Source organism: Aurantimonas endophytica (genome assembly GCF_014196845.1).
GTDB lineage: Bacteria > Pseudomonadota > Alphaproteobacteria > Rhizobiales > Rhizobiaceae > Aurantimonas > Aurantimonas endophytica.
On sequence record NZ_JACIEM010000001.1, the window covers coordinates 608,789 to 625,533 of the forward strand.

Genomic DNA, 16,745 nt, shown 5'->3' on the forward strand with positions numbered 1-16,745 from the left:
CTCGCCGACATCGCGCGGCTGAGAGGCGGCAAGAAGCCCGTCGTCTTCGTCATGCGCGACGGCAACCGGATCGGCGAGCTCGAAGACGCGCTGCGCTTCGTCGCACCCGAACTGCCGGTCCTGACGCTGCCGGCCTGGGACTGCCTGCCCTATGACCGTGTCGGCCCGTCGTCGGATGCGGCGGCGCGCCGGCTCTCGGCCATGGCGGCGCTGGCCGCCCTCAGGCGCGATCCGCACCGGGCGCTGATCCTGACGACGGCGAATGCGCTGCTGCAGAAGATGCCGCCGGCGAGCGTCCTCGCCGAGGAGACCATCGTCGCCAATGTCGGCGGGCGGGTGGCGATGGAGGAGATCGTCCGCACGCTACAGCGCGGCGGTTTCGAGCGGGTCGCGACGGTGCGCGAGCGCGGCGAGTTCGCGGTGCGCGGCGGCATACTCGACCTGTTCGCACCCGGCGAGGAGGAGCCGGTCCGGCTGGACTTCTTCGGCGACACGCTGGAGACGATCCGAGCCTTCGACCCTGCCACCCAGCGCACCACGCGGCAGCTGCGCAATTTCGAGCTGGCGCCGGTCTCCGAGATCACGCTGCGCGAGGACACGATCAGCCGCTTCCGCACCGGCTACGTCCGACGCTTCGGCGCCCCGATGCGCGGCGACGCGCTTTACGCCTCGATCAGCGAGGGCAGGCGCTTCTCCGGCATGGAGCACTGGCTGCCGCTGTTCTACGAGAAGCTCGACACGCTGTTCGACTATTGCGACGGTTTTCCGATGGTTCTCGACCATCTGGTGGCGGAAGCCGTCGGCGAGCGGCGCACGACGATCGAGGACCATTACGAGGCCCGCAAGGAGGGCGCCGGCCAGGTCAGCGGCGAATCGGTACCGTATCATCCGGTCGAGCCGGGCGAACTGTATCTGACGGCCGACGAGATGGCGGCGGGCCTGGCGATCGCCGATCCGGTCCGGCTCTCGGCCTACCGCGTGCCGGACGCGCCGAACCACGACGTCCACAATCTCGACATCACCCGCGGCCGCAATTTCTCGACCGAGCGCACCAGCGGCGACACCAACGTCTTCGAGGCGGCGGTCAAGCATATCGGCAAGCTGCGCGCCGACGGCAAACGCGTCGTCCTGGCCGCCTGGACGGAAGGCTCGCGCGAGCGCCTCGCCCAGGTCGTCGAGGAGCACGGCCTCGAAGGGCTGAAGCCCGTCGACAGCCTGAAGAAGGTCAACGAGGCGCCGAAGAACCTCGTCCTCGCCGCCGTTCTCGGAATCGAATCGGGTTTCGAGACGCCCGACCTGGCGGTGGTCGGCGAGCAAGACATTCTCGGCGATCGGCTGGTGCGGCGCGGCCGCAAGAAGCGCGCCTCGAACTTCATCTCCGAGGTGACCGGCCTCGACGAGGGCGACATCGTCGTCCACGTCGATCACGGCATCGGGCGCTTCGTTGGGCTGAAGACGATCGAGGCGGCGGGTGCGCCGCACGATTGCCTGGAGCTGCGCTATGCCGGCGACGACCGGTTGTTCCTGCCGGTCGAGAACATCGAGCTTCTGTCGCGCTACGGCGGCGAGGGCTCCGAGGCGATGCTCGACAAGCTCGGCGGCGGCAACTGGCAGGCTCGCAAGGCGAAGCTTAAGAAGCGCCTGCTCGACATGGCCGCCGGGCTGATCCGGCTTGCCGCCGAACGCGCGACGCGCGGCGCACCGAAGCTGCTGCCGCCGGACGGGCTCTGGGACGAGTTCGCCGCGCGTTTCCCCTACGAGGAAACCGAGGACCAGATGGCGGCGATCGATGCCGTCGTCGACGATCTGTCGCTCGGCCGCCCGATGGACCGGCTGATCTGCGGCGATGTCGGCTTCGGCAAGACCGAGGTGGCGCTGCGCGCCGCCTTCATCGCGGCGATGCACGGGCTGCAGGTGGCGGTGGTCGTGCCGACCACGCTGCTCGCCCGCCAGCACTTCAAGACGTTCAGCGAGCGCTTTCGCGGCCTGCCGCTACACGTGGCGCAGGCCTCACGCCTGGTGACCGGCAAGCAGCTGGCGGAGACCAAGAAGGGCGCCGCCGACGGCACGATCGACATCGTCGTCGGCACCCACGCGCTGCTGGGCAAGGGCGTCAACTTCAAGAATCTCGGGCTGCTGGTGATCGACGAGGAGCAGCATTTCGGGGTCAAGCACAAGGAGCGGCTGAAGGAGCTCAAATCCGACGTGCACGTGCTGACCCTGTCGGCGACGCCGATCCCGCGCACGCTGCAGCTTGCGCTGACCGGGGTGCGCGAACTGTCGCTGATCACCACCGCACCGGTCGACCGAATGGCGGTGCGGACCTTCGTCAGTCCGTTCGATCCGCTGGTGGTACGCGAGACGCTGCTGCGCGAGCGCTATCGCGGCGGCCAGAGCTTCTATGTCTGCCCGCGCCTGTCCGACCTCGCGGGCATCAAGGAGTTTCTCGACCGCGAGGTGCCCGAGCTGAAGGTCGCCGTCGCCCACGGCCAGATGCCGGCCGGCGAGCTCGACGACGTCATGAACGCCTTTTACGAGGGCCAGTACGACGTGCTGCTGTCGACGACGATCGTCGAATCCGGCCTCGACATCCCCTCGGCCAACACGATGATCGTCCACCGCGCCGACATGTTCGGCCTGGCGCAGCTCTACCAGCTGCGCGGCCGCGTCGGCCGATCGAAGCTGCGGGCCTATGCGCTGCTGACGATCCCGGCGAACAAGACGCCGACCAAGGGCGCCGACCGGCGCCTCAAGGTGCTGCAGTCGCTGGACACGCTCGGCGCCGGCTTCCAGCTGGCGAGCCACGATCTCGACCAGCGTGGCGCCGGCAACCTGCTCGGCGACGAGCAGTCCGGCCATGTGAAGGAGGTCGGCTTCGAGCTCTACCAGCAGATGCTGGAGGAGGCGGTCGCCGAGATGAAGGGCGTCGAGAGCGAGAGCGACGGCCAGTGGTCGCCGCAGATCACGCTGGGCACCTCGGTGATGATCCCGGAGAGCTACGTGCCGGACCTGCAGCTGCGCATGACGCTCTACCGGCGGCTTGCCGATCTTGGGGACGCGCGGGAGATCGACGCCTTCGGCGCCGAGCTGATCGACCGTTTCGGGCCGCTGCCGACCGAGGTCGACCATCTGCTCAAGGTGGTCTTCATCAAGGCGCTCTGCCGCAAGGCGAACATCGAGAAGCTGGATGCCGGGCCAAAGGGGCTGGTGGTCAACTTCCGCGAGAAGAATTTCGCCAACCCGGGCGCGCTGGTCCGCTACATCTCGGAGCAGGGCGCTGCGGCCAAGATCCGGCCGGACCAGTCGATCGTGCTCATCCGCGACTGGCCGACGCCGGAGAAGCGGCTGAACGGGGCTGCAACGATTGCCACGCAGCTGGCGCGCTTTGCCGGCGAGGCGGAGAAGAAGGCAGCCTGACCGCCGGCCGCCGTCGGAGGGAGGGCGGCGCGAGGGCCGAAATGGCCAAGGACTGCAACGGCCACCCATAATTCCGCCGCGCGGATGGCGTTCAAGCCGGGCATGTCCTTCCGCCTCGCTTTCCGATCCGCCCGCTGCCGACCCCGTGTATCACTGATCGCCGCCGCCTTCGGGGCGATTGCCACCGCCTGCACGCCGACGGTTGCGCAGGAGACCGCCGAGACCGGCATGGTCGATGCCGACCCGATCACGCTGGGGACGATCGAGCGCCGGCTCGACGAGGCCGGCATCTGCACACCACTGGCCTTCGACCTGCGCATCGTGTCGGCGCTGGTCGGCGTACCGATCCCGAGTTTCATTCCGATCGACACGAGTCTGCGCTGGGACCAGAGCCGCCATCAAGTGACGCGCTTCGCTTCGACACCGGAGGAGGTCGTCCTCGACTTCGAGATGGGTTGCCAGCCGAGCAGCAACGGCGCCGTCCTCGAATTCGTCGGCCTCAAGCCTGAATCGCTTCGCCTGGCGGACGCGGTTGCCTGTACCGGCAAAAGGGCGGGCGACGGCAGCCTCGACACTCTCGTGTGCGAGCCCGAGGGCCGCGTCGGCCGCTTCCTGTCGAAGAACATCATCGGCCTGTCGGAAAAGGTCGGCCGGCTTCTGCCGATGCATCTCGCGGTGCCGGTCAGCGAGGTCGTCGCACCCTTCGGACCGACGCGGCCGGCGAATGCACAACCGCCGCAGCCGCCCGTGGTGGAGGGTCCAGCCATGGGCGACGCGCCTTTGGCGGTGACACCTTCTGCCGAGCCGGACGCGGCAGAGCCGGGAGCCGCGACGGTCACCGATCCGGGCTAAGCATCGTCTCGCTGAAGGACGGCCGCAGCGGCTACGCCGCAGCGGCGTGTGGCCCGGCTGGTGCGAACTGCCTGGAAGGCGCCGCGGCCTGTTCAACCTGGCCGGAGCGACATCTCAGTCCCGCGCCGGGTCCATCCAGAAGGCCGGCAGGTGGTAGCCCGTCAGCGGTATGACGTCGGGGTGCTTCACGAAGCTCCAACGCGCAAGCCGCTGTTCGCCGAGATAGAACAGCGGCACGAGATACTGGCCGGAGATCAGGACCCTGTCGTAGGCCCGTACGGCTGTCACGAACGCTTCGCGGGTGCGCGCAGAAGTCATCGCATCGATCATCGCATCGGCCGCCGGGCTCGCGACGCCCGCATAGTTGAAGGATCCCGGCGCTTCGGCGGAGACCGAGCCCCAGCGCCCGCGCTGTTCGGCGCCCGGCGACAAGGTGCCGTTGAAGGGCGCGATCAGCATGTCGTAGTCGAAGCTCTGCTTGCGCAACTGGTACTGCGCGTCGTCGACCTGCCGAACCTCCGCGTCGATGCCGACGCGTGAAAGCGTGCGCGCATAGCCGAGGGCAATCCGCTGCTGGTCAGCGTTCTGCGTGAGGATTTCAAAGCGCAGCGGGTTCCCATCGGCGCCGATCATCCGTCCGCCCGAGAACGTGAAGCCTGCTGCCTGCAGGGCATCGACCGCCTGACGCATCAGGCGTCGGTCCGATCCGGAGCCATCGCTGACAGGCGGCTGCCACTCGCCCGCCATGACATCGGGCGTTACGGCTTCGGGAAAGGGTGCCAGCAGCGCTTTTTCCGCGTCGCTCGCCGGGAGCCCGACACTCGAAAGTTCGGAGTTGGCGAAATACCCGCTGATACGCTTGTACCCGCCATAATAGAGGTTCTGGTTGACCCATTCGAAGTCGAACAGGAGGCTCAGCGCCGCCCGCACGTCGCGATCGGCGAAGACCGGCCGGCGCGTGTTGAAGAAGAACCCATATGTGCCTGCCGGACGACCGGTCTGGAATGTCTCCTTGATGACACGCCCGTCCTGCACGGCCGGAAAATCGTACACGGTCTCCCAGCGGCGCGGGTTACCCTCTGCCAGCACGTAGAAGAGCCCCTTCTGGAACGCCTCGAACTGCGTGTTCGCATCCCGGAAATATTCGATGACGATCCCGTCGTAATTGTCGGTACCCCGCTTGGCGGGCAAGTCCTTGGCCCAGTAATCCGGGTTCTTCCGATAGACGATGCGGCGGCCCGGCTCGACCCGGTCGATGACGTAGGGTCCGGATCCGATGACGGGCTCGAGGGTCGTGCGCTCGAAAGTGGCTCGATCGAAGCCGTGCTCGGGAAGGACCGGAAGGCCGGCGAGCAGCAATGGCAGCTCCCGGTCGGCTTCGTCGTTGAAGGTGAAGCGCACGCCTCGCTCGCCGACCTTCTCGATGCGGTCGACCTTGCTGAGCCAGTTCGTGTACTGCGGACGCACGACGCCCGGGATCTTCATCATTTCCGTGGTGAAGAGCACGTCTTCCACGCGCACCGGTTTGCCGTCCGAAAAGCGGGCTTTCTCGTTCAGAGTGAACTCCACGAACGAGCGGGCGTCGTCGGTCTCCACCGTTTCGGCGAGCAGGCCATACAAGGTGAATGCCTCGTCGGGCGATCGTTGCATCAGCGGCTCGAAGACGAGATTGCCGAACTCCGGATCGAACCAGATCCCGCGCGCCGTTGTCATCGCGCCGCGGACGATGATCGGATTGAGATTGTCGAAGGTGCCGAAGACGCCGTAGCGCATCGTGCCGCCTTGCGGCGCGTCCGGATCGACAAAAGGAAAGTGGTCGAAATCAGCGGGCATGGCGGCCTCGCCCTGCATCGCGAGCGCATGCGTCGGCTCGGCGGCGGCGAACCCGCACGGCATGGCGAGGACAGCGGCTAGGACCAACGGGAGAAGGCGCAACTGGGGTCGCCCGGTGATCGGGAATGGCCGCATGTACTGATCGTCTCCGCCGTTTCGTCTGTGTTCGATTCTACCCGCAAACCCTTGTCTTGCCTACCACCTACGGCCGGAAGCGGTGGTGGCCGGGGGCCTTCAAACGGCCTTATTTGCGCATGACGTCGGGGCTCGCTATGGAACGAACGAATTCCACACTGATTCACGCCGAGAGGATCTGTCTCCTGTGACGCACCGTCTGATCAACGCTTCCACTTCGATGCTCGCCGCTGCGCTCGTCGGCTTCGCGACATTCGGCCTCAGCGTTTCCGGCGCGAATGCCCAGGGCGCTCCCGCCGGCCAGCCGGCTCCCCAGGCAGCCGGTTCCCCCGTTCCCGCCGAATGGTTCAAGGTCTGCTCCAGCCAGGGCGAGAACGAGATCTGCAACACCCAGTACACGATGGTCGCGGACACGCGTCAGTTGATCACTGCGATCAACCTGATCGACGTCAAGGGCAAGGTGAACCAGAAGGTCGTTCAGGCGGTCGTTCCCACCGGTCGGGTCATTCCCGCCGGCGTCCAGATGAAGATCGACACCAACGCCCCCGTCACGCTGAACTACTCGGTCTGCTTCCCGGACCGTTGCATCGCCGAGGCCGAGCTGACGGACGCGCTGGTTGCCTCGATGAAGAAAGGCGGCCAGCTGACGGTCACCTCGATCAACTTCCAGCGCCAGGCCAATCCGATCCCGATCACGCTGTCGGGCTTCACCGGCGCCTATGACGGCCCGCCGACCGCCCAGCCGGAACTGGCGCAGCGCCAGCAGGAGCTTAACGAGGCTCTGCAGAAGCAGGCCGAGGAGCGCCGGAAGAAGTTCGAGGATGCACAGAACGCGGCGAAGGCTGCGCCGGAGACGCCTGCTCAGTAGGTTTCTCGGGCCGCTGTACGGCTTGGACAGGCAATGAAACGGCGGCGCGAGCCGCCGTTCTGCGTTTTGGGGAAGGACCGGCCGTCAGCCGGTATCAATTGCGGTGCGCGCCCTTGAGCCGATAGGCGCCATCGACCGGCCCGTCGAACAATTCCCCGACCTGCGGGTGGCGAATCGGGTCGCGGCTGTCGTCCGGCACGAGGTTCTGCTCCGACACGTAGGCGATGTATTCGCTCTCCGCGTTTTCCGCGAGCAGGTGATAGAACGGCTGCTCCTTGCGCGGCCGCACGTCCTCCGGGATGGCCTGGTACCATTCCTCGGTGTTGCCGAATTCCGGATCGACGTCGAAGATCACGCCGCGGAACGGATACTTCCGGTGGCGGACGACCTGGCCGATGTAGAAGCGGGCGGTTTGCATCGCTCTCCTGACTCCCTTAAGCGACGGCAACTAGCCAATCCGGCAGCGGCAAAGCAAGCGCGCCGTCGTCGCATCTGTCGAAGCCCATCATCATGAACCGCAAAGACCAGTCCGGATTGCCCGCTTGATCGCCATCGTAGGGCTGATCTCGCCGTTCTTCGGGCTCATCGCGCTCGGCTTCGGGGCCGGGCGGATCGTCCGGCACCCCGTCGAGGGGCTGACCTGGCTCAACGTCTTCATCATCTACATCGCCCTTCCGGCGCTGTTCTTCCAGCTCCTGGCGAAGACTCCCGTCGGAAAACTGGCCAGTCCCGGTTTCGTCACGGCGACCACCATCGCGACATTCGTCATCTTTGCCGCAGGTTTTGCGTTCGCGATGATCCGCAGCCGGGGCGATGTCCCGGCGGCGACGGTGCAGGGCCTTGCCAGCGCCTATGGCAACATCGGCTACATGGGACCAGGGCTGGCCCTGGTCGCGCTCGGCCCGGAGGCAGCAGTTCCGGTCGCGCTGATCTTTTGCTTCGACAACACGCTGCATTTCGTCATGGCACCGCTGATGATGGCGCTGGGCGGCGACCGTCGCGGCACGGTGCTGCAGATCGCCGGCGGCGTGCTGGTGCGGATTTTCACCCATCCCTTCATCATCGCGACGATTGTCGGCGTGACGGCGGCGATATTCCACGTCGTCCTGCCGGATCCGGTGGATCGCTTCCTGCAGTTGCTCGCCAATGCCGCCGCGCCCTGCGCGCTCTTCGCGATGGGCGTGACGCTGGCGCTCCGGCCGCTGAAGCGCGTGCCGCCCGAATTATCCTTCATCGTACCGCTCAAGCTGGTCGTCCATCCGCTCGCCGTCTGGCTGATGCTGGGCCTTTTCGGCAGCTTTGATCCCGTGTGGGTGCAGAGCGCGATGCTGCTGGCCAGCCTGCCGACGGCGACCAACGTCTTCGTGATCGCCCAGCAATACGGTGTCTGGGTCGAGCGGGCGTCAGCCAGCGTCCTCGTCACCACGGTCCTGTCCGTCGGGACGGTGACGCTGCTGCTCTATCTGATCGCCTCAGGGGCGATTCCGGCCGACCCGTTCCCGTAGGGTGCGGGGCAGGCCGACGAGGCCGGAGCCCGGCGCCACGCCTTCGCGCATGGCGAACTGCCGCAGGAAGGGGATCGCCTCCAGCGCCGCAAGCCCGGCCGACCGCGCCAACTGGACCGGCAGGAAATCGGCCAGCAGCGAGCGATTGAGCAGGTCGACACCCAGGGTGCGCGACCGGACGTCGCCACGCCGCGCCGCCTCGTAACGCCGTAGCGCCGATGGCCGGCCCGGATCGTCACGGCTTTCGCGGGCCACCCGGATGATCGCCTCGCAGTCGCGCAGGCCGAGGTTGAGGCCCTGGGCGCCAATCGGCGGAAAGGCGTGGCCTGCCTCTCCGACCAGCGCGAGGCGCTCGCCGGTCAGCCGGGCGACGGACGCGCCCGACAACGGGAATCGCTGGATCGGCATCTCGATGTCGACGGCGCCGAGGATGGAATGCAGCTTCTCCTCGACGATCCGGGCCAGGCGGTCAGCCGGCAGGTCGACATAGAGATCGGCAAGGCGCGGTTCTTCCACCCAGACGAGGGACGAGCGGCGTCCGGGCAGGGGGACCTGCGTGAACGGCCCGCTACGCGTATGGAATTCGGTGGAGACCGAACCGTGGGGCACTGCGTGGTCGAAGTTCAGGACGATGGCGCTCTGCGGATACGTCCACCGGCGCACGCCTATGCCCGCCGCTTCGCGCATCGGCGAGCCGCGACCATCTGCCGCCACGACGAGATCGGCCGCGTAGTGTCCGCCATCGGCCAGCTCGACGAGCGCGTGGTCCGTCGTGGTCGAAAGGCCGACGGCACGATCCTCGACGATCTCGAGCCGGTCGAGCGCTGCCGCCCGACGCTGCAAGGCGGCATGCAGGTCGGCATTGAGGACGTTGTAGCCGAAGGCATCGAGCCCGATTTCGGCGGCGTTGAATTCCACGGTCGGCGCGCGCAGAAGGCGTCCGGTGTCATCGATGAGGCGCATGACGACGAGCGCCTCGGCAGCATTGCCGAGTTCCTCCATGACGCCGATCTCATCGAGAAAAGCCACCGACCGCCCGATCAGTGCCGTGCTGCGCTGATCGGGTGCCGCTTCGGGGGCGATCAACGCCGTGTCGAAACCGGCCGCGGCAAAGCCGATCGCGGTCGCCGTTCCCGCCAGGCCGCCGCCGACCACCACGATCTCCCTGCGCTTGCTGGACACTCTCACTCCTCCGGAAGGCCGGGCGTTGCGATTGCAACACCGAGGCAGCCATGCTCGTTTCGCTTGGAAAACGCACATACGACCATTACAGCGGATGGCAATGCCCATGCGCCGCGTGCGGCGGAATGCGGCACAGCACCCTGGGGCTTCATGTCAGACTCGGTCACTTCCTTCGACAAATGGCGCGCCTTCGGCGTGCACCTGCTGACGGCCAGTGGCGCGTTTCTGGCGTTCATGGCGCTCATCGCGGCTGCCGAGCAGCGATGGGTGGCGATGTTCGTCTGGCTCGGCGCGGCACTCTTCATCGACGGGATCGACGGTCCGATCGCGCGGAAGATCGATATTAAGCGGGTTCTGCCCAACTGGTCGGGCGACCTGCTCGATTCGATCATCGACTATGCGACCTTCTGCATGATCCCGGCGGTTGCGCTCTATCTGTCCGACAAGATCGGCGAGCCTTGGTCGTTCGTCGCCGCGGCCCTGATCGTCATATCGAGCGCGGTCTATTACGCCGACCTGCGGATGAAGACGAAGGACAATTTCTTCCGCGGCTTCCCGGTCTGCTGGAACATGGTCGTCTTCGTGCTGTTCGCGACGGAGCTCACCGGATGGACCGTATTTGCGGTCGTCGTGGTCTGCTCGGCGGCTACGTTCGCGCCGGTGAACTTCGTCCACCCGGTTCGGGTGCGTCGCCTGCGTCCGCTGACCATGTCGGTGGTGGCGCTCTGGTCGATCCTCGGCGTCATCTCCCTGTATTACAATTTCGCGTCACCGACCTGGGTCAAGGCCGGGCTGATTGCTACCAGCCTCTATCTTTTCATGATCGGCGGCGTCGTGCAGGCTCTGGTTAGCGCACGCCTCGCGTCGAGGCGCAGGGGGAAGGCATGAGCAAGGCGATCTTCGTCCACGAGACCGGTGGTCCCGACGTACTGAAATGGGAGGATCACGATCCCGGCCGGCCCGGCAGAGGCGAGATACTCGTCGAGCAGACAGCCGCCGGGATCAATTTCATCGACGTCTATTTCCGGACCGGCGTCTATCCGTCCGCGAAGATGCCCTTCGTGCTCGGCAAGGAGGGCGTCGGGATCGTCGCCGAAGTGGGCGAGGGGGTCGCGCGCTTCCAGCCGGGCGATCGCGTCGCCTATATCAGCGCCAATGGCAGCTATGCCGAGCGCATCGTCATCGCGGCCGATCTCGCCGTAGCCGTCCCCGAAACGATCGACGATGCGACTGCGGCTTCGATCATGCTGAAGGGCATGACCGCGGAGTACCTTCTGAACCGCACATACAAGGTCGGTCCCGAGACGGTGCTGCTGTTCCATGCGGCGGCTGGCGGCGTCGGCCTCATCGCGGGTCAGTGGGCCAAGCATCTCGGTGCGACGGTGATCGGTACGGCTGGGTCGCAGGAGAAGTGCGAGCTGGCGCTGGCCAACGGCTATGACCACGTCATCAACTATCGCACGGACGATTTTGTCGCACGCGTCGCGGAAATCACCGACGGCCGCAAATGCGACGTGGTTTACGACGCTGTCGGCAAGGACACATTCCCCGGCAGTCTCGACTGCCTGCGAAAGAGGGGGTTGTGGGCGTCGTTCGGGCACGCTTCCGGCAAGGCGCCGGCGTTCGAAATCAGCCTCCTCAACCAGAAGGGCTCGCTCTTCGCCACCAGACCCAGTATCTACAGCTACAACAGCACGACGGAAGAGCTGGACGCTTCGGCGAAAGCGGTCTTCGACATCGTCGGGTCGGGTGCGGTCAGGATAACAGTCGGACAAACCTATCCGCTGTCGGAGGCTGCCGAGGCCCATCGGGACCTCGATGCCCGCCGCACGGTTGGAGCCAGTGTCCTGACGGTCTGAGCATCGCGAGGTCGGCCCGGACTACGGATCGACCTTCGCCTAACATCCTTTCTCTTCGCAGTCGCGGAACGTGCGAGGCCGCTGGCGACTTGTTGCGACATCATCCTCCTCCACACGCGAGCCCGCACGTGACGATCCACATTACGCCCAACACGACACAGAGCAATCTGCCCCGGCCGGGGCTTCGCCGCTCGCGCGTTCAGGAGGGCCGCCCCTATCCGCTGGGCGCCACCTGGGACGGGCTCGGCGTCAATTTCGCGATCTTCTCCGCCAACGCCACCAAGGTCGAGCTCTGCATCTTCGATGCCGAAGGCAAGACCGAGCTCGAGCGGATCGAACTGCCGGAATACACCAACGAGGTATTCCACGGTTACCTGCCCGAGGCGCGCCCCGGCATGGTCTACGGTTACCGGGTGCACGGTCCCTACGAGCCGGACGCCGGTCACCGCTTCAATCCCAACAAGCTGCTGCTCGATCCTTACGCCAAGCAGCATCTGGGTGCAGTGAAGTGGGACGACGCGCTGTTCGGCTATACGATCGGCCACGCCGACGGCGACCTCTCCTATGACGAGCGCGACAGCGCCGCCTTCGTCCCGAAATGCCGGGTCGTGGACTCCGCCTTCACCTGGGGCGACGAGCGCCGTCCGCGCGTTTCCTGGGAGCGTACGATCTTCTACGAAACCCACGTCAAGGGCTTCACCCAGCGCCATCCTGCCGTCGCCGAGGCCGATCGCGGCAAGTTCTCCGGCCTGATGACACGCGAGATCGTCGACTATATCCGCAGCCTCGGGGTCACCTCGGTCGAGCTGCTGCCGATCCACGCCTTCGTCGACGACAGCTATCTGGTCGAGAAGGGCCTGCGGAACTACTGGGGCTACAACTCGCTCGGCTTCTTCGCGCCGGACCCGCGCTATCTCGCCGGTCCGTTCGTCAACGAGTTCAAGGAAATGGTGTCGGCCTTCCACCATGCCGGTCTCGAGGTCATCCTCGACGTCGTCTACAACCACACCGCCGAAGGCAACGAGAACGGTCCGACGCTGTCCTTCAAGGGCATCGACAACGCGACCTACTACCGCCTGCTGCCCGACCAGAAGCGCTACTACATCAATGATACCGGTACCGGGAACACGGTGAACACCAGCCATCCGCGCGTCATGCAGATGGTCACCGACAGCCTGCGCTACTGGGCCGGCGAGATGCGCGTCGACGGCTTCCGCTTCGATCTCGCGACCATCCTTGCCCGCGAGCCGTCAGGTTTCTCGGAGGAATCGAGCTTCCTGCACGCCTGCCAGCAGGATCCGCTGCTGAGTGAAGTCAAGATGATCGCCGAGCCTTGGGACTGCGGGCCGGGCGGCTACCAGGTCGGCCGCTTCCCGCCCGGCTGGGCCGAATGGAACGACGGCTATCGAGACATCATCCGCTCCTATTGGCGCGGCGACGAGGGTCAGGTGCCCGCGGTGGCGAACAAGATCTCGGCCTCGGCCGACATCTTCGACCAGCGCGGCCGCAAGCCTTGGGCTTCGGTGAACTTCATCACCGCCCATGACGGCTTCACGCTCAACGACCTCGTCAGCTACAACGAGAAGCACAACGAGGCCAATGGCGAGGACAATCGCGACGGCCACTCGCACAATCTGTCCAACAACTACGGCGCCGAGGGGCCGACCGACGACGCGGAGATCACCGACACCCGCTACCGCCAGCTGCGCAACCTCTTCGCGACGCTGCTGTTCTCTCGCGGCACGCCGATGATCCTCGCCGGCGACGAGTTTGCCCGAACCCAGGGCGGCAACAACAATGCCTACGCCCAGGACAACGAGATCGGCTGGATCGACTGGCACGTCACAGGCGAAAGCCGGAACCTGGCGAAATTCGTCCAGAAGCTGATCATGCTCCGCCAGTCCTTGCCGATGCTGCGTCGCGGCAAGTTCCTGCATGGCACCTTCGACGAGGAACTGGGCGTCAAGGACGTCGCCTGGATCACGCCCGCCGGCACCGAGTTCGAGCAGGAGAACTGGGACGATACCGGGGCGCGCTGCTTCGGGGTGCTGCTTGACGGCCGCGCCCAGTCGACCGGCATCCGGCGGAAGGGTACCGACGCCACGATGCTGATCGTCATGAATGCCCATGACGACGTGGTGAACTTCACGCTTCCCCCTGCGAATGGAGGCCTGCGCTGGCGTTGCGTCATCGACACGAACCTGCCGGAGCGCGAGGAGCTGGTGCCCTTCGAGTTCGGCAAGCAGTACATGGCGACAGGCCGTTCGTTCCTGGTCTTCATGCTGGAGCCGGAAGACGGCGAAGACGCGAGCCCCGATGCTGCTCGCTCGTTCGCCTACGTCTCGGAAGCCCTGGCCCGGGCAGCCGGTGATCGGCTGCCGATCTAGACCGCAGTCTTTCGAACGACAAACGAATGACGCCGGCGCATCGCGCCGGCGTCATTCGTTATTGGCCCTGGCCGCCGTCGCACGCGCGACGGCGGCATTTTCATGTTCGCCTCGGAACGATTTCACCTTTCCGCCATTATTCCCGCAGATCTGACAAGATGCGGAAAAATAACATGAAATTCACTGTCATTGCCGGCGCCCTCGTGGCCGCCGCGGGCTTCCTGTCGACCCCGGTTTCGGCCCAGGATCAGGGCGCCGATGCCCTTTACGAGATGGCATCGCTGGACACGAGCCAGCTTCGGACCAACGAAGACGCTGGCTTCGTGCCGGTGCCGACTCCGCGCCCGGCGGCGATCGAGCAGGCATCTGCCCCGGCAGTGGCACCCGTCGAGATCCGCCGCACGGCCGAAGGCATCCGCCTCGTCGGGCCGCGCTTCTTTCCGGCCGACTAGGCCTCTTTGCCGGGCCCGTACCGGCGGACCTGGACGGTTTCGACCGTCACCAGTCCGCTGGTCATCAGCTGGTCCAGCACCGGCAGGAAAGCGTCGATGGCGGCTTCGCCGTCGACGATCTCCACGACCAGCGGCAGATCGTCCGACAGCCGCAGCACGTTCATCGTGTGCAGGCGGCTCGAATGGCCGAAGCCGAGTGCGCCCCGCAGCACGGTGGCGCCCGCCAGATGCATCTCCCGCGCCTTCAAGACGATGGCCTCATAGAGGGGGCGACCGTCGCTCTTGTCGCCTTCGCCGATGAAGATGCGTAGGATGCGCGCCTGCTCAGCTATGTCCATCGCCATCCGAATTCTCCAATTCCCGTTTCAGGGCGCCAAGTCCGCCGATGCCGTTGAGCCGCGTGGCGATGACGAAGCCCAGCCAGACGGCGACCAGCCAGGTGACCACCGAAACGCCAACATAGGTGGCCGCCATCAGATAATGCCCCGCGGCGAGGAACCGCACGCTTTCGAGGCTGAACACCGAGAACGTCGTGAAGCCGCCGCAGAGGCCGGCGATGACGAATTGCCGGACCCCGGCGCTCGCCATCAGGCGCCCCCCGGGCTCGCTGAGCGTCGCGAAGAAGCCGATGACGAAAGAACCCACGACGTTGGCGACGAGCGTGCCCCATGGAAAGCCGGGGCCGGCGAGCGCCAGCGAGACCAGCATCCGTCCGACACCGCCGATCGCCGCGCCAAGCCCGACGAGGCCGTAAAGCCCGATACTGTCGCCCGCGCCACGCCACCACGGAAGCGCGGCGTTGTCCCGGCTCATGCGGGCGCCGTCGCCGTGAAGGTACAGGCGAGCAGCATGCCGATCGCCACAGCCGAAAGGCACAGCCCCAGCGACAGGACGACGTTGGCCACCGCCCGCCGCATGTCGCCCGTGCGGGCCAGAGCGAGTGTCAGGAGGCTGAACGACGACACCGTCGTATAGCTGCCGAGAAATCCGGTAACGGCGAGGAACCACACCTCCGGATCCGCGAACGGCGTCCGGCTGCGCGCCAGCACGGCGAGTACGCCGATAGTGAACGCGCCGGTTACGTTCACGACCATCGTCCCCCAGGGAAAGATCTCGCCGACCGCCCGCGCCACCGCGCCGGAGACGAAGAACCGCGCCATTCCGCCAACGGCGCTGCCCGCGGCGACGAGGGCGATCGTCAGCCAGAGATGCTCGGTCATACTGCCGGCCTGCTCGTCACCGACACCTCCTCACATTCGCCTGCTGTCCTTGGCGCCGACAGAAGCGCACGCCGCTCGCCTCACACGCGGCTGGGATACCCTCATGAGACGCAAAGGGCCACGATGAGGAAAATTTCGATACCGCCGACGAAAGTCGAACAAATAGTGAACATAGACTGTCAGCCTGCGAGGAGGGCGCGGAACTGGATCAATGCGAGGGCTACCGTTGGGAGGATTTTCAGTGACAATCAGTAGCACTTCGGTACTGCTCGATTATTGCAGCTTCTACATCACCGGCGTCGACGGCGTCCGAGTTCCCGTCGACCATGACGGAGATGGCGTAACCGCAAACGATGACTGCATCAATGTCACCGCGTCACCTTGGAATGAGGGCGAAACGGCCATCACGCTCGGAGCTTCCGCGGAGCTTGGTCCGAAAGACGAACTGCCCCGATTTGACGGTCTGCTGAACACGCCCCTGCATCGCCTCGTACTCTTCGACGCGAACTTGCCGAAGATCCTATCAATCGATGTGCCCGGCGAGCGGACGCGAGTCCGCATCTGGACCAACCGTCCACTTTGTCCGGACCAGGTGATCATCGCGGTGGGATGAATGCCGATCAGACGGGTTGCCGTCGCGCCCGAATATCTCGGCTTCTACATCGCCGGGACGGACGCCGTCAGGGTTCCGCTGGACCACGAGCGCGTCGGGATCGTCGCGTCGGAGCAATGCATCAATGTCGGCTGTCTCTACTGGAACGATGGCGACACTACGATCACGCTGGGACGGTTCGCGGAGTTGCCGACGCAGGCGAGGCCGCCGAAGTTTGACGGCATTCTCGATACGCCCGAGCATCGCGTGGTTCTGTTTGACGCGAACATCCCGGAGATCCTGGCGATGACGGTCCCCGACGTGCGGACACGGGTGCGTATCTGGACGAACCACAAGACCGAACCGGATGACGTGATCATCGCGCTGGGATGACGGGCGCGATTGCCTCTTCGTTCGTCACGCAAAGATGTACGCGAGACGCG

The 16,745-nt window shown here is 65.8% G+C and carries 16 protein-coding genes; 10 read left to right on the forward strand and 6 right to left on the reverse strand.

Annotated features, from left to right (window positions below):
- Nucleotides 1-51 precede the first annotated feature (51 nt).
- Nucleotides 52-3,417 (forward strand): transcription-repair coupling factor, encoded by a 3,366-nt coding sequence (mfd, locus tag GGR03_RS02995; protein ID WP_246367676.1) that lies wholly within the window; start codon nucleotides 52-54, stop codon nucleotides 3,415-3,417.
- A 102-nt stretch (nucleotides 3,418-3,519) separates the two neighbouring features.
- Nucleotides 3,520-4,269: a hypothetical protein gene (locus tag GGR03_RS03000; RefSeq protein WP_183206067.1), complete on the forward strand. Its 750-nt coding sequence runs from the start codon at nucleotides 3,520-3,522 to the stop codon at nucleotides 4,267-4,269.
- 114 nt (nucleotides 4,270-4,383) lie between these two features.
- Here the strand turns inward: GGR03_RS03000 and GGR03_RS03005 are convergent, their stop codons facing one another.
- A complete protein-coding gene (locus GGR03_RS03005) occupies nucleotides 4,384-6,237 on the reverse strand; it encodes an extracellular solute-binding protein (RefSeq protein WP_246367570.1) in 1,854 nt (617 codons plus the stop codon).
- A 220-nt stretch (nucleotides 6,238-6,457) separates the two neighbouring features.
- Here GGR03_RS03005 and GGR03_RS03010 point away from each other — a divergent pair, with 220 nt between their 5' ends.
- On the forward strand, nucleotides 6,458-7,105 hold the full coding sequence (locus tag GGR03_RS03010) for an invasion associated locus B family protein (RefSeq protein ID WP_183207004.1): 648 nt from the start codon (nucleotides 6,458-6,460) through the stop codon (nucleotides 7,103-7,105).
- 94 nt (nucleotides 7,106-7,199) lie between these two features.
- Here GGR03_RS03010 and hspQ read toward each other — a convergent pair whose 3' ends face one another.
- Nucleotides 7,200-7,523, reverse strand: a complete 324-nt coding sequence (hspQ, locus tag GGR03_RS03015; RefSeq protein WP_183206068.1) for a heat shock protein HspQ — start codon at nucleotides 7,521-7,523, stop codon at nucleotides 7,200-7,202.
- Between the two features lie 124 nt (nucleotides 7,524-7,647).
- On the opposite strand from hspQ, the gene GGR03_RS03020 reads away from it, so the two are divergent.
- Complete coding sequence (locus tag GGR03_RS03020; protein WP_183206069.1) at nucleotides 7,648-8,610, forward strand: AEC family transporter; 963 nt, start codon at nucleotides 7,648-7,650, stop codon at nucleotides 8,608-8,610.
- Here the strand turns inward: GGR03_RS03020 and GGR03_RS03025 are convergent.
- A complete protein-coding gene (locus GGR03_RS03025) occupies nucleotides 8,578-9,792 on the reverse strand; it encodes a UbiH/UbiF family hydroxylase (RefSeq protein ID WP_252920105.1) in 1,215 nt (404 codons plus the stop codon). The genes GGR03_RS03020 and GGR03_RS03025 overlap by 33 nt on opposite strands.
- Before the next feature lie 150 nt (nucleotides 9,793-9,942).
- On the opposite strand from GGR03_RS03025, the gene GGR03_RS03030 reads away from it, so the two are divergent.
- The 4 genes from GGR03_RS03030 to GGR03_RS03045 all read left to right on the forward strand — a co-directional run bounded on the left by GGR03_RS03030 (nucleotide 9,943) and on the right by GGR03_RS03045 (nucleotide 14,490).
- Nucleotides 9,943-10,680 carry a CDP-alcohol phosphatidyltransferase family protein gene (locus GGR03_RS03030; RefSeq protein WP_183206071.1) on the forward strand — a complete coding sequence of 246 codons (738 nt, stop codon included), beginning with the start codon at nucleotides 9,943-9,945 and terminating at the stop codon, nucleotides 10,678-10,680.
- Nucleotides 10,677-11,651, forward strand: a complete 975-nt coding sequence (locus GGR03_RS03035) for a quinone oxidoreductase family protein (protein ID WP_183206072.1) — start codon at nucleotides 10,677-10,679, stop codon at nucleotides 11,649-11,651. Before GGR03_RS03030 ends, GGR03_RS03035 begins: the two co-directional genes overlap by 4 nt.
- 134 nt (nucleotides 11,652-11,785) lie before the next feature.
- Nucleotides 11,786-14,038, forward strand: a complete 2,253-nt coding sequence (glgX, locus tag GGR03_RS03040; protein ID WP_252920144.1) for a glycogen debranching protein GlgX — start codon at nucleotides 11,786-11,788, stop codon at nucleotides 14,036-14,038.
- A 173-nt stretch (nucleotides 14,039-14,211) separates the two neighbouring features.
- Nucleotides 14,212-14,490: a hypothetical protein gene (locus GGR03_RS03045; protein WP_183206074.1), complete on the forward strand. Its 279-nt coding sequence runs from the start codon at nucleotides 14,212-14,214 to the stop codon at nucleotides 14,488-14,490.
- Here GGR03_RS03045 and GGR03_RS03050 read toward each other — a convergent pair.
- Genes GGR03_RS03050 through crcB form a run of 3 tightly spaced genes read right to left on the reverse strand, consistent with a single transcriptional unit; the run spans nucleotide 14,487 to nucleotide 15,710 of the window.
- Complete coding sequence (locus tag GGR03_RS03050; RefSeq protein WP_183207005.1) at nucleotides 14,487-14,828, reverse strand: DUF190 domain-containing protein; 342 nt, start codon at nucleotides 14,826-14,828, stop codon at nucleotides 14,487-14,489. The two genes, GGR03_RS03045 and GGR03_RS03050, sit on opposite strands and share 4 nt — an antisense overlap.
- Complete coding sequence (locus GGR03_RS03055) at nucleotides 14,815-15,303, reverse strand: fluoride efflux transporter FluC (protein WP_183206075.1); 489 nt, start codon at nucleotides 15,301-15,303, stop codon at nucleotides 14,815-14,817. Before GGR03_RS03055 ends, GGR03_RS03050 begins: the two co-directional genes overlap by 14 nt.
- Nucleotides 15,300-15,710, reverse strand: a complete 411-nt coding sequence (crcB, locus tag GGR03_RS03060; RefSeq protein ID WP_183206076.1) for a fluoride efflux transporter CrcB — start codon at nucleotides 15,708-15,710, stop codon at nucleotides 15,300-15,302. Before crcB ends, GGR03_RS03055 begins: the two co-directional genes overlap by 4 nt.
- A 241-nt stretch (nucleotides 15,711-15,951) precedes the next feature.
- Between crcB and GGR03_RS03065 the strand changes: the two genes are divergently transcribed.
- Together GGR03_RS03065 and GGR03_RS03070 are read left to right on the forward strand one after the other, a co-directional pair.
- On the forward strand, nucleotides 15,952-16,323 hold the full coding sequence (locus tag GGR03_RS03065; protein WP_183206077.1) for a hypothetical protein: 372 nt from the start codon (nucleotides 15,952-15,954) through the stop codon (nucleotides 16,321-16,323).
- Complete coding sequence (locus GGR03_RS03070; protein WP_183206078.1) at nucleotides 16,324-16,695, forward strand: hypothetical protein; 372 nt, start codon at nucleotides 16,324-16,326, stop codon at nucleotides 16,693-16,695.
- Nucleotides 16,696-16,745 lie beyond the last annotated feature (50 nt).